General features: G+C 56.5%; 7 protein-coding genes. 5 read left to right on the top strand and 2 right to left on the bottom strand.

All coding sequences use genetic code 11. The features are described from left to right. Window positions 1-10 precede the first annotated feature (10 nt). Window positions 11-4,573: a Cna B-type domain-containing protein gene (locus ALMA_RS06110; protein ID WP_158520674.1), complete on the top strand. Its 4,563-nt coding sequence runs from the start codon at window positions 11-13 to the stop codon at window positions 4,571-4,573. Between the two features lie 121 nt (window positions 4,574-4,694). Here the strand turns inward: ALMA_RS06110 and ALMA_RS06105 are convergent, their stop codons facing one another. Then, window positions 4,695-5,543 carry a nitroreductase family protein gene (locus tag ALMA_RS06105; protein ID WP_094726826.1) on the bottom strand — a complete coding sequence of 283 codons (849 nt, stop codon included), beginning with the start codon at window positions 5,541-5,543 and terminating at the stop codon, window positions 4,695-4,697. A gap of 126 nt (window positions 5,544-5,669) precedes the next feature. On the opposite strand from ALMA_RS06105, the gene ppgK reads away from it, so the two are divergent. The 3 genes from ppgK to ALMA_RS06090 are packed head-to-tail and all read left to right on the top strand — an operon-like array spanning window position 5,670 to window position 8,219. Further along, window positions 5,670-6,428, top strand: a complete 759-nt coding sequence (ppgK, locus tag ALMA_RS06100) for a polyphosphate--glucose phosphotransferase (protein ID WP_094726825.1) — start codon at window positions 5,670-5,672, stop codon at window positions 6,426-6,428. 1 nt (window position 6,429) lies between these two features. Next, window positions 6,430-7,605: a pyridoxal phosphate-dependent aminotransferase gene (locus ALMA_RS06095; protein ID WP_094726824.1), complete on the top strand. Its 1,176-nt coding sequence runs from the start codon at window positions 6,430-6,432 to the stop codon at window positions 7,603-7,605. Between the two features lie 2 nt (window positions 7,606-7,607). Then, the gene (locus ALMA_RS06090; RefSeq protein ID WP_094726823.1) at window positions 7,608-8,219 is read left to right on the top strand and encodes an FUSC family protein; all 612 of its coding nucleotides are present in this window, start codon (window positions 7,608-7,610) and stop codon (window positions 8,217-8,219) included. Here the strand turns inward: ALMA_RS06090 and ALMA_RS06085 are convergent. Then, window positions 8,185-10,350, bottom strand: coding sequence for a hypothetical protein (locus tag ALMA_RS06085; protein WP_148140276.1), 2,166 nt, complete (start codon window positions 10,348-10,350; stop codon window positions 8,185-8,187). The two genes, ALMA_RS06090 and ALMA_RS06085, sit on opposite strands and share 35 nt — an antisense overlap. A gap of 227 nt (window positions 10,351-10,577) precedes the next feature. Between ALMA_RS06085 and ALMA_RS06080 the strand changes: the two genes are divergently transcribed. Further along, on the top strand, window positions 10,578-14,060 hold the full coding sequence (locus tag ALMA_RS06080) for a tetratricopeptide repeat protein (protein WP_148140275.1): 3,483 nt from the start codon (window positions 10,578-10,580) through the stop codon (window positions 14,058-14,060). The last annotated feature ends 15 nt before the right edge of the window (window positions 14,061-14,075 follow it).

Genomic DNA, 14,075 nt, shown 5'->3' with positions numbered 1-14,075 from the left:
AGGGAGAACTATGTCACGAGCAGCGAAAAAGCTCTATTCCGTCATGCTTATAACCGTACTGGTAGCAGTGCTGATGCCTGTGAGTGGTCTGGTGAGTGGCCCCGCTTTCGCAGCGGATACGCCGACATATACCCCGGATGTGACCGTACATTCCTATGCAGAGCTCAAGGATGCTCTGGCTGATGCCAGTCGCAGCGAGGTAGTGATAGGTCTCGCAGCTGGAGACTATGAAGCGACCGAGAAGCTGAGCATTACAGGTAAGAAAGTGACGCTGGCGGCTGTGGGAGGAGAAGCACGGCTGTATAAGACGGCGGCGTATAAGAGCACTATGCTGGATGTGGCAGCTGATGCGTCGCTTACGGTGACCGATGGTGTCACGTTCGATGGAGCGAATGTGCCAAATGACTCCTCGGAAAGAAACGAAGGTGGTTTTATCTTTACTCGCGGTCCACTGACTCTCGACGGTGGAACGTTTAAGAACGATGCACGTTCTCGTGGTCTGTTTAATGCACCGATTTACGCTACTGGGACATCTGCAGTAGTGACGATGAATGGTGGAACTATTCGCGATAATGACTATGGTGATCTCTCTGCGGCATATGGTGCAGGCGGCATCTACCTCGGTGACGGTGCTCAGATGACCATGAATGGTGGCGTGATCACCGGGAACCAGGCATCGAATCAGAAGTCTTTCGGCATTAGTCGTGTTATCTCGGATAGCTGGGGTGCTGGTGGCATTAACGTCTCTCCAGGCGCTACTTTTACTATGAATGGCGGTGAAATATCCGGAAATAAAGGAGGTGCTGGTGGCATACTTGCGGGCTTCGCGGATGCCTATAGCACAAACCGCCAAGCTACGAACGTGGCTCAGTTTAAGACACAGAAGATAGCCACAGTCACACTCAATGGCGGAAAGATAAGTGCTAACGGTGGATTCTACGGTGGGGGTCTGGCTGCACACACTGCTGCAAAGATAGACATTCCTGCTACCAGTACCGTGGAAGTCACGGGGAACGCTGCTATTCAGGGCGGCGGCATGCTCCTTTCTGACTGGGCTGTGAGTGGTGATGATATAGCTCAGCCAAAGAACTACGCTGTTCTTATGGATGAGTGGAGTAAGTACTTCCCTGTTACGCTGAACATGCAGGGTGGAAAGATAACGAATAATCGCTCGCGGATATCTGGTGGCGGTCTCTTCGTATCGACGAATGGGGCGTATGTCACAGGTGGTGTTATCGATGGAAACTCTGCTGCAAAGCAGGGTGGTGGTGTCTATGTGAGTACATATCCCTACACTCTTCATCTCGAAAATGCGTACATCGAGGGAAATAAAGCGACACGGAACTTCAGAAATGAAACTTCTGAAACGGGTATAAATATGTATAGCCGCTCGGGTGGTGGTATCTGGTTCTGTCCTACGGGTTCAGGTGTCTTTTATGCGGATCATGGTGCGTTCATCGGGGATAATAATGATGCTTCGTATGAAGGATCTGGACTGGTAAGCACCCGTAAGAATACAGGAAGCGACTATTCCGTTACTCTGACAAATCGTGCTAATACGGGTGCCTATATGGAGTATGTGACCGATACTCGGGCAGTACGTACGGGCAGCGCTCAGGCAGAGCCAGTGGAGATAAAAAATATTAATACGGACCTGGCCGTGAAGACTCAGCTTGATTCTGGCTTCGATAAAGACCTCGTTCGCGCAAATTCGAGTCTGATGATTACGAATAATACTGCGAGTTTTGGCGGTGGCGTAGGCACAAATGGTAACGTCGTCTTCGGTCGTCCGAACAGCCCACTCATCGATATCTCCATGGATAAGACGTGGAGCGGGAACGTCACAGATGCAGATAAGCATGACGTGGAGGTGGAGCTTCGTGCGAAGGCTACTGTGGGCGGTGAGGAAAAAGACTGGCTCATCCAGCGTGTGAAGCTCACGAAGGAGAATAACTTCCATTATGATGTGACAGATCTTCAGGCAGAGCTTTTCGGGCATAAGACCACTGACATTCTCTACGTGAAGGAGCTGAATCACGACGGATATGATGTGACTATCTCTCCTCTAGCAGAGAAGCAGGTGACACCTGACCAGCCTTCACCACAGCCTGTTCAGCCGACGGAACGTAAGCTCTCCTTCGAGCTGCTACGCGCTGAGGATGGAGATAAGTTCGCGGATAAAGACCGCGACTTTAGGGTGAATTATGATCTGTATGATTACACGACGAGTAATCTTCTGACGGAAGAGACGATGCATTACGACTCCTATCTCAAGCGCTGGGTGAAGAGCTATAATCCTCTGAAGTTCAGTGATATCGCTCTGAAGACGAAGAATGTGCAGGCTGTCTATACGGAGGATACGGAAGCTGGGAATCCTTATCGTGACACGTATAATCTCTTCCTTTACGAAGATACTGCGTCGGATACGACATACATTCTTATTCCTCAGGTTCTCGCCGGTGCCGCAGATACTGACCAGCCTATCCAGATACGTAATATCACGGTGACTGGTGGCGAAGATCCTGAGCCTCAGCCAGACCCTACGCCGGCGAAAAAGTACTACACGCTGACCATCGATAATAAAAAGAAGGATCTCGTCTCTATACCGGTGACGAAGGTGTGGAACGACCGTGAGAATGCAGCGAACTCGCGTCCAGACCATATCCATGTGCGTGTCCTGAATGGGACGGCTACCGTGGCTGAAGCAGACATCACGCCAGATGATTCAGGAGTATGGAAGCATACCTTTGAAGGTCTCCCGAAGCATGATGAAGCAGGTAATGAGATAGCGTATACCGTCTCTGAAGATGCAGTATCAGGCTACGGCGCTCCTCAGTACTCTGGAAACGTGACGGATGGTTTCACTATTACGAATCCTAAGCAGTTCCTGGATATTCCTGTGACGAAGGTCTGGGATGACCGTAATGATGTGGCGAAGAAGCGTCCGCAGAGCGTAACCATCCATCTGCTCGCTAACGGCGAAGCTGTACAGAGCACCACCCTGAATGCTGAAAACTCGTGGAAGCATACCTTCGAAAACCTGCCAGTGGCCGATGCACAGGGTGAAAAGATAACGTATACCGTGTCTGAAGATGCTGTTCCAGGCTACGGTACTCCTCAGTACTCGGGGAATGCGACGGATGGATTTACCATTACGAATCCGAAGTCGTTCATCGACATTCCGGTGAAGAAGGTGTGGCTGGATGCGAAGGGTGAACCGGATACTCAGAAGACGACGCCTGTGACTGTGGAGCTTGTGAAGAATGACACTCCTACCGGGCAGACTGTGAAACTGAACGCGCAGAATAAATTCTCCGGAAAGTTCGAGAACATCGAGCTAGAGACGGATGCCACGTATAACGTCCACGAGGTGGGAGAGCAGGATTCGAAGGCTACCTTCGATGGCACAGACTACGCAGTGAGAGTATATGGTTCTCAGGTCGAAGGCTTCACTGTCTATAACATGCCACTCGAGACGGATGAGCCGCGTACTCCAGATGTGCCTACCGCTGAGAGGGTAAATATCCCAGTGACGAAGGTCTGGGATGACCGTAATGATGTAGCGAAGCAGCGTCCGCAGAGCATTACCGTCACACTTCTCGCAAATCGAAGCCCAGTCCAGTCTGCCACCCTGACTGCGCAGGACTCCTGGAAGCACACCTTCGAGAAGCTGCCTGTGGTCGGTGCGCAGGGGCAGAAGATAACCTACACCGTCTCAGAAGAGGCAGTGCCAGGATATAACGCGCCGGAATATAGCGGGAATGAAAAGGATGGCTTCACCATTACAAATCCGAAGTCCTTCCTCGATATCCCAGTAAAGAAGGTGTGGCTAACGGCGAAGGGCGAGCCAGATACGCAGAAGACCACCCCAGTAACGGTGGAGCTGCTGAAGAATGGCACATCTACGGGCCGGTCTCTCGAGCTGAATAGTGCGAATAACTTCACGAGCCGCTTCGAGAATATAGACCTCGAGACGAACGCCACCTACACAGTCCACGAAGTGGGTGAAGCAGATTCGAAGGCTACCTTCGATGGTACAGACTATGCAGTGAAAGTAGATGGCTCTCAGGTAGAAGGCTTTACCGTGTATAACATGCCTCTGGAGACAGACGAGCCACGCACGCCTGAAGAGCCTACGGTAGAGAAGACGAAGGTCACAGTGAGGAAGGTCTGGAAGGGAGACGAGAAGTCCCTGAACACAAGGCCTCAGGACATCACAGTGACTCTCCTGGCTAGCGGAAAGCCAGTTCAGCGCGTCACGCTCACTGAGCAGAATGGCTGGAGGCACGTCTTCGAGAAGCTTCCAGTGATAAATGAGAATGGAGACAAGATAGAATACTCCGTATCCGAAGATGCTGTATCAGGCTACACCAGCCACATCGAGCAGGATGCGCAGAATGCCTACGCATTCGTTATCACGAATACGAAGGTGGTGCCTACCGTTCCGAACACTCCAGGCGAGCCAGCTAAGCCGGGACTTGCGAAGACGGGGTCAGCTATTCTGCCCGCGCTCATCGCAGCTCTCGCAGCTGCAGCTGCAGGAGTAGCGCTGAGACTGCGTCGCCGTTCGTAGAGTTCTTCGTAGACCACGTGTAGAGCACGCGCAGAACACACGCAGAACACGCGCAGAGTCCTCGGGGACGAAAAAAGAGGGAGCTTCCACCCGGAAGCTCCCTCTTTTTCTAGCGTGACACCTACTTCAGAGTAAACGCTCCGCCATTTCCCCAGGACCACTCGCCGGAGACGGAAGAATTGACATCCGAGTGCGCGCCTATCTGAGCGTGCAGCTTATCGATGCCCATGATGAGGTAGTCGCGCGTGACGCCAAGCGAAAAGTCCGGGTCGATGAACGCGCGGACCGAGCGCGCGTCGTCGGCGAGGAGGAAGCGGATAGGCTGCTTATGCGCGGGGAACGGGGCCTTCGTCACAGCCGTAATAGCGCTGACGTACCAGGACGGGCTCTCTGGCGTGACGCCGCCGAGGGCAGACAGATTCTGACCGCCGCGATGGGTGGCCTGCAGCTGAGCGCGTGCTTCGTACGAAAGCTTCAGCACGTGATCCTGGTCCTCGAAATATCCCACGACGATGCCCGCATACGGAACTTCCGCGCCGTCCTCCGACGAGCCGTCCGACGAGCCGTCCGACGAGCCGTCCGACTCGCCCAGCCCAGCCAGCCGCGCCGCGCCCTCCAGATCGATACTGTTATCTATCCAGCTCGTCGCCAGCCCCATGAGCGTGGCGGCCAGCACGAGCCGCTCGCCGTAAAAACCGGCCTTTTCCAGCGCTTCCTTATCCCCAGCCGGACCGCTCAGGAGGATAACGTGCGCGGCTCCCACGAACTCGCCCTTCTCCTCGACCACGCGCGCGAAAAGCTCGGGATGGTTCTCCAGGAAGGTGAAGCGGACACCAGACAGCAGGCTCATGGCATCCATGGTCTGGGTGAGCTGGCTGAGCAGACCCTCTTCGATGAGGTCTGGACTGTAGATGCGATTCGAGATACGAACATTAATGGCATCGATGACTTGTGAATGCGTAGTACTCATACTTGCATTATACTGATAAAGGCAGAAGCGCTGGCTGAGGTGAGCGCGGAAGATAACACTGTGTGAGGAAAAGCACAGTACGAAGCAAACAGAGATGAAGATTCGAATAATTCGAGGAGGTGCCTCATGATAGAGACGGCACAGGCTTTCGGCATAGACATCGGCGGATCGGGCATTAAGGGAGCGCCCGTGGACCTCATAAATGGAAAGTTCGCAGACGAACGCCTGCGCATTCCTACCCCAGAGGTCTCCACGCCAGAAGCGGTAGCAGACATCGTAAAGCAGATTCTCGACCATTATGAGGTCTCCGACGGCACGCCAGTGGGCATCGCCTTCCCAGCGCCGGTCAAGCGTGGAAAGAAGCTGGACTGGATAGCGAATCTCGACCAGTCGTGGATAGGCGTGGACTTGAATGCGTTCATGAGCGAGCATGTGGGTCGGCGCGTGCATGTGGTGAATGACGCGGACGCGGCGGGCCTGGCCGAAGCCCAGTTCGGTGCAGCGAAGGACACGAAGGGCCTGGTCATCGCTACCACGCTCGGCACGGGCATCGGCACGGCGCTCATTATGAATGGCGTGCTTGTGCCGAATACTGAGCTCGGACACATCGAGCTTGAGGGTAAGGATGCGGAAAAGTATGCTGCGGATTCTGCCCGTTCGGCGAACGAGCTGACGTGGAAGAAGTGGGGTAAGCGTCTGACGAAGTATTACTCCACTATGGAGAAGCTTTTCAGTCCGGACGTCTTCGTGGTCGGCGGCGGTGTGTCGAAGAAGAGCGAGAAGTTCTTCGAGTTTATAAACATTCAGACGCCTATCGTTCCGGCCGCGCTTTTGAACGACGCGGGCATCGTGGGCGCGGCATATTACGCGTCCGTCCAGGAGTAAAATGTACCATTTTTCTCACCGTACGGGAGATATGACGCTGAATGCCCTGACTGCGCGCTCTGAGCAGCTCGCAGTTCAGGGCGTTCGTGTGCATGCTCTGAATGATTCGAATCCCACGCATGCGGGCCTCAGCGTGCATGGAGCGGACTTTCGCTATGCTGCGCGCGCTCGCGGCTCTGAGGAGGCTCGCCGTGCGCTGGCCTCGTTTTTGAGTGTGCGCTACGGGCGTGTGGTGGACGCTGAGCGGCTGTATCTGCTGGATTCGACCTCGCAGGCCTACGCGTGGCTGACCATGCTGCTGTGCGACGCGGGTGACCGCGTGCTTTTTCCGCAGCCCGGCTACCCGCTCATCGAGTCGATTTGCGCGCTGACGGCGGCTGAGGCTGTGCCGTACCGTCTGCGCTACGACGGCTCGTGGACCATCGATTATGCAGACATCGAAGGCCAATTCTCCCGCTACTACGACACGCCTCATCCGGTGAAGGCTATCGTTCTCATTAATCCGAATAATCCGACTCAGTCGTATGTGAAAGCCGAAGAGCGTGCGCGGATTCTGGACCTGTGTGAGAAGTATGGGGTGGCCATCATCGCTGATGAGGTCTTTTATGATTTTCCTCTCGACGCTTTTCCCGGTCGCTCGCGTTTCGTGGGAGAGAGCCGCGTTCTCACCTTCGCACTCGATGGGTTCTCGAAGATGCTGGGCGCTCCGGATGTGAAAGTGGGCTGGATTTATGTGAGTGGGCCTTCTGCGGAGGTGACTGAAGCGCAGAGACGTCTCGACATGATAGCGGATGACTTCCTGCCCATGTCCTCGCTCGTTTCGCGAGAGATTCCGCCGCTGCTTCAGCAGGCAGATGCTCAGACTGCTCGCATTCGCCAGCGCTGTGCGGAGAACCTCGCGTGGCTGCAGAATTATCTCGTCTCGGATACCTCCGGTGTGGTCTCTGTACTACGCACTGAGGGCGGATGGAGTGCGCTCCTGCGCTATCCGGCGAGCATCGATGATGACGAGCTTGGGTTAGCTCTTCTCGAGCAGGCTCATGCCATGAGTGCTCCGGGATACTTCTTCGACTTCGAGACGCCAGGGTATATGGCTGTGTCCCTTCTGCCAGAATCTTCCTCTTTCCGGTATATGATGGAAGAAACTCTCCGCGTCCTAGAAAGTCTTCTCTTCTGATTATGAGTGAGCCCACCATCCGAAACCGCATTCTCGGCTACTTGGATAAGCTGACCGACCATGTCCACCGTCCTCGCGTCACCACGCTGGAGATAGAAGTGGCTGTGGGCATAGCCATCGTAGCGGTGGTCTCGCTTTTCACCATCCATTACTTCACCACCCCCATGGCTACCGCAGTGGTGGTGTGCACGCAGATAGACCGAAAGGAAGCGCGCAAGCTCGGATGGCGTCGTCTCATAGGCACGATGTTCGGTGGCTTGTCTGGACTGCTCGTGGTCATCATCGATGACCACTTCGGCGGAAACCCGTACATCTTCGTGGGCCTCGCATTCACTGCCATTATCCTCATCGGCTCGCTCTTTTATGTCTTTAAGCTGCCATCGGGTTCGTGGAAGATAACCATGATCTCTCTGGCTCTCGTCATGCTCGTCCAGTTCGGCGAAGACCGCGTCCTCTACGCTATCTTCCGCCTGCTGGGCACTGTGGCTGGAGTCCTCCTCAGCGTGGTCATCACCACGCTCTGGGCACACACGGAGATGGCCATAGAATCTTACCGCGAGCAGAGAAAGCTCGCTGAAGCTAAGGAAGAAGAGTCAGAGCATCCGTCACACTAGACCAGATGCTCGGCGCATACTGGGTCAGCGTGTCAAATCGATTTCCTATGAACACGGTGAGGAGAAGGACAAGCACCTGGTAGATGGTAAGCCCCGCGAAGAGCCACGTGCTACGCTTTTTCTTCTGAACGAGGAGCGCCATCAGCGGAGCGAAGGATCCGAAGACGAAGGCCCAGGAGAAATCGATGTAGTATCTCCAGGCGAGGCCTCCGCTGCGTGTGATGAACATGCACAGGAACAGTCCCATGAGCGTGCCACACACAGGATAGAGCCACAGGAATCGAGGCTTCAGTGCGCGTCGCACAGATGGCAGGAGCACACTGAGCAGTGCTACGAAGACCACGGGAGTAAAGACGAAGAAGCCTGCGATGATGGTCTCTCGGTGAATCCACGTACTTGTGAGGATGTGTGGCGTTTCGAGGTAGGGCGCATTCGGGTTAAAGTGCAGAGGCGTAAAGAGGTAGTATCCCATGCCTTCGAGTGTGGCGAGCCAGGTGGGGTGGAGGTGACGCATGTCGGTGACGGTGATCTGGTACTGTGCGCCGAAATTGAACACAGAACCAAAACGCCAGACGTTATACCAGAGCGCAGGCAGAAGCCCGAGCACAGCCGGAAGAATGCAGACGAGAGCCTCGCGCGCGACGTCGAGCAGGCGCGTACCCCAGACGAGCTCGAGGAAGATAGGCAGCACGAGGATGGCCATGAAGATGAAGGTGGGGCGGCAGGCCACGCTCAGCGCGAGGAGGAGCGAGCCGGCGGCCATGCGGATGCGGTTCTCGCGCTTCGAACGCTCCGGCGAGACGCGCATCCAGATAAACAGTCCCAGTGAGGAGACGAACAGAGCGCTCGAAAACGCGACCACATAGATAGTGGTGGCTGCTACGAGCGGCAGGAAATTCAGCCCGATGAGCAGCGTGATAATCGCGATAATGCTATGCGCTACGCTCGCCTCCGGGAAGTAGCGATGAATAAAGCGGATGGTGGTAGCGCTCAGGAGGATGATGGACGCGGCCATGAGCGGCAGAATAATGGTAAAAATGGACGGCCACTGGTCGAAGATGGCATGGAATGGCAGATAAAAGGCGAGGGCAGGAAGGACACCGAAGTACGAATACCAGTGATGGTTATAAAACGCGAAATCCCAGTAGATGTGCGGCGTAGGATCCTGAGCGAGAATGGTATTCCTCAGCTGCGGATCATAGGGGTTCGCGAGGGCGTCAAACGCGGGATCGACAGGGAGGTTCACCCACGGGTGGCCTTCGAGAATGCTTTCCGCCACGAGGATATAGTGGCGGTAGGAGTAGATGTAATTATGCGTATCGTGCCACTGGTCAGTGCCGACGAAGAAGCCGTTATTTGCCACTTGAACGAGGCTCAGGATGGCGATGGGCGCCGCGAAGAGCAGCCAGAAAGCGAGCTTCTGAACTCTCGAGCTCGGGTCGAGGACGGTGGCGTGAAGCCGTGAGCGTGGGCGCAGAGCCCAGACGAGGGCAGCGATGATGGCGAGGAGCGTCAGACGCGTGAGACTGATGTGAAAGGGCTTGCGCGCGTTCAGCGTGATGGAGCTCAGCGGAATGCGCGTGGGGGTGTTCTGGTCCAGGGACGGTGTGCTCTGCGACCCGCTGAGGAAGTGAAGAGTGAGATGGCCACTCTGGCGGATCTGGTTCGTGACAGTCTCGGGGAGGAAGACGAAGGTGGGGCGGTCTGCGCGTAAGGTTACGGTTTTTTCGCCGATAGTCAGGGAGGAGAAGAAGGATGAGGCAGTCTTTTCCGACGATGAGGAGGTGCCGCTTCTCGTAGTGTTTTGTCCCGGCTGTCCAGGAGTGAACGACAGCGTACGGATACCGCGGTCGGCGGCGTCTTTCGGCACGGTGAGCGTGAGCGTGGCGCCGAAGTCGTGTATGGTGAGGATACCGTCGTTCAGGCTCGCGCCGTCGAGGGTGGAGGTGCAGGAGCTGTGGCTGGACTGCGTGCTGGTGCGGCTGCTGAGCTCACTCAGCTGGCAGGTCACCGCCGCATTCGCAGCAGGGGAGAGCCATGTGCCTATGTTAAAGACGGCCACCTCGAGTGTGACGAGGATGATGGCGCATACGAGTGCGAAAAGCGCTGTCCGGTTCCTGCTGCTGGTCATAGGAAGTATTTTATGGCGACGAGTGGAAGAATGAGCAGCGGCGTCGGCACGGCTCATGAGCCTCTCCCGCGCTCCCTGAGCCCTTCCTGCCGCCACTTTTTCTCCCAGCACACTGCGTGGCGCATGTCATGCAGATTTGGGACACTAGAGGTATGCCTGACCGAAAAACTACTGCACTGATGCCCCGTATTACTGAGACATTTCCGTGGGCTCACGAGGAACACCCCGTGAGGTTCTTTACCGCGCGTCACATGCTCACCGAAGTGAAGCTCGGGGAGCATACCTTCCGCGTGGGATGGATGCATGACCCGCTGCGCATGACGAAGAACCGCGTGGCCCTCGGCATCTTCACGCCGGAAGATACTTTCGTGCCAGTGGCAGTGGCCAGTATGTTTGGTGCCATCTACGAGACGGCGCACATCGAGGATGACTTGACGAACGCGGAGCCGCGTGTGCGTGTAGTCAGCGAGGGAGACGGACACGTTCATGCGTATCGTTTCCTGAAGGCGAGCCCGAGCGAGACGAATTCGTTCCTTCTGCCCGTCTACCACGGCTCGGTCATCGCGCGCAGTGAGGATGGGCGCTTGCGCTGGCTGTCCTCGTGGATGCGCGTGGAGGATGAGCTTCTCTCTGAAGCATCATCACCGAAAGAGTCTTCTGCGCAGAAGACTCTTCAGAGCCTCGCACGCGCCACGCGTCACACCTCGCGCTACACCTTCGAGCAGTTACGCTCGAATGCGCTCAGTCCTCAGGCCAGTGCGAACCTCGAGTATAAGGACGCCATGGTTCTCGCATACTTCGTGGCGTACGCGCAGCCTACTCTGGCCGCAGACGTGATTAGTGTCATGGGTTTCGGCACGTCGAACATCTACCGCCGGCTTCGTCAGCAGGCGCCACTGAGTGCTATCCGTCGTTCCGTGGCGGACTCGGAGCGCGCGCGTGCGGCGGGGCTGAGGGTCACTGGACTCGAAGAGTACTTTACGCACATGATGCGTGAGTCGGGAGCGCTCGAACGCATTCCGCGTCTCGAGGCGAAGCATGCGCAGGAGAATCTCGAGCTCATGACGAATCCGCGCTCGCACCTGTACTACCTCCATTCGCGTAACGGCGTGGACTTCCAGACTGCGCTGAAGACGCTGCGTATCGAGACGAATCTGAACCGTTTTACTGCGGTTAGTAGCGTGATAGAGAATAATTATCATTATGATTTCACGCCTACGGAGGACATGATTTCGCTGCCGTACGTGGCGAAGCTCAGTGCTGATCTGCTCGAGAATCCGGCTTTCGACGCACTGAGCACGCTTCCCACGAATGGCGTGGATGATCCGGATGCGTTCCCGATGCTGCGTTTCGAGCATGCGGACGGTCGCGTGACGGAGGAGACCTCGTTTGCCTCTGCATGGTTAGGCCAATTCTACGCTGAGCAGCGCCGTCACCAGGATGGACAGAACGCTGCACTTCGCTTAGAAAACATAGCAGAGATAAATGCCGTATACCCATTGATGAAGGCTGCACATCAGACAGCTCAGCGACTCGGCAGACACTCGGGAGTAGTGAAAAAAGAACGCCCATCCAGCCAGTGGCTCTACCGCCAGACGCTGGCCACGCTTTTCGCACACATTCGCCTGCCTATCCGCAGTGACATCGACTTTCGTGCCGATGTGAAGGGGAGTCATCAGGCCATCATCGACTTTACGTCGCTGGCCTCCACAGGCATGCCTGAGCGTCGCTACGACCCACAGAAACTCGAATGGGTGGATATTTCTCCCCTCGAGCGCGCTCAGATGAGTGCTCGGTATAACCTGCGTGTGGGCATTATGCTCGCAGCTCTGGCTTTCGGAGCGAGCGAGGAGATAGAGAAAGTGGCTGTGCGCATCGACACGCTGGATGGTGCTGAAGACATTCAAGACCGCGATCCTACAGTCTTCTCTCTGCTTCTTCGTGCTCTGAATCAGATGGGAGTCGAGCAGCGCCAGCATCCGAGCGCCAGTAGCGAGGATGCGAGCTCCGCCAGTTCTTCTGTGCATTCTGAGCAAAACACCGTACCAGGCCGGGGCCACGCGAAGCCGAAGGATGCCACCTCGGGCGTGGACGCGCAGGATAAAGAAGATACGTATGAGATGGCACAGTTTATGGACATCATGCGGTCGGCAGATTTCTCTGAAGAGGAGATAGATGCCTTCCGCGCTGCGGACGAACCGAACCGGATGAGCGATGAGGAAGTGAATGAAGCGTTCGGGCAAATGCTCGGAGCAGAAAGCAGTCAGCATCCTGAGGATGATCTCATGCCGAGCGTTCAGGTGGCCGACGGCATCCAGATGAGCATCTTCTCGGGACCAGGAGACCCTCTCGACCTCATCCGGAAGACCGCTCTGAATACCACCGTCGCAGCGGTGGAGTTCGACCGCGAGACGTTTGTAGAATTGGCCAAAAAAGAAGGCCTCACCGACCCGTACAGCTTCTACGCGGCCTTCGATGCGAACGTGAAGCCGGACGAAAACGGCATCCTCTCGCAGATCACCACGACGCTCGACCTGCGCGACGCGGCGTTCACGCCGGCCGGCGCTCAGGACGAGCCGGAAATCTCGCGCGCGGTACTCACGAAGCAAGCCGCGGCCTTCCTCGGCGCGGAGAGCATCACGGATCTGGCTATCCAGCGCTCGGACGTTCTGGAACGCGCCCAGGAGGACATCGCGCAGCTGGCCGAGGGTCCGGCGCTCAGCGTCCCCGAGCGCGCACAGGCCATCGCACAGTATATAGATGATCTGCACGACCCGGAGCTCAGCGGCCATAAGGACGCGTACGTGACGAACGTCATCGATGGGCAGAGCATAGACCGCACGCGCTTCACGCTTCAGCAGGAGCTCGAGGACGTGCGCACGAGCTCGCGCGAGACGTTTATGAGCGGAAAACCGTCAGAAGCTCTCGCCGCGATGAACGAGAAGCTCGAGAGCCTCGACGCACTTTTCAGCGCGGACGGGCGCGTGCCGCTGTACTTTAACTCGTACGCCGAACGCGTGGTGTATAACCAGTTCTTCATCACGCCGGGCGAAAAGCTCGTGCTCATCCCGGACACGCTTTTCCAGTGCCATATGGAGATGGTGGAAGTGCTCAGTCATATGGGTGAGCGTGAGGCAGCGCTGAAGCATCTGAATGCTGCGGTGCGTTATGCTCCGGTGTATCCGCTGCCGCATCTGCGTTTGTCCGTGATGCTCGCGGAGGCTGAAGACTGGGAGTCCTCCTTCGCGGCGGCCAGTAACGCTCTGAGGGTGGCGCTGGATAAAGACGATGCTGCGTACGCGTACTACCGTATGGCGTTTGCGGCGTGGATGCAGGATAGGTTCGAAGAGGCAGCCGCGTGCTACATGTTCGCCATGGCCATCAGCGAGTCTACCGTGCCGGGCGCGCGTCAGGAGCTCGACGAGCTCATGGACCGTGCGCGCTCGCAGGACATCGCGCTGCCGGAGAACCTGGACGAGGCGTCCGACGCGCTCGAATACTTCGGCATCGACATGTGGCCGTTTACGCAGGCTGCTGATCTGATGGATGCGGCTGCGCAGGCTTCTGTAGATTCCGACCTTTTCGTGGCCGGGCGTACGCTGGCTGTAGCTGCAGCGCGCATTCAGGCGGTCAGGGAGTCGCTGGATGGCGAGGATGGCCAGATGAGCGCTCTCGAGCAGGCTCAATTCCTCCGTTCCCTGAACGCATAGCACTTTCGACGAGGT

Source organism: Alloscardovia macacae (genome assembly GCF_002259705.1).
GTDB classification, from domain to species: domain Bacteria; phylum Actinomycetota; class Actinomycetes; order Actinomycetales; family Bifidobacteriaceae; genus Alloscardovia; species Alloscardovia macacae.
Note: the sequence above shows the minus strand (reverse complement) of the source record. Positions and strands in the feature narration are given on the sequence as shown.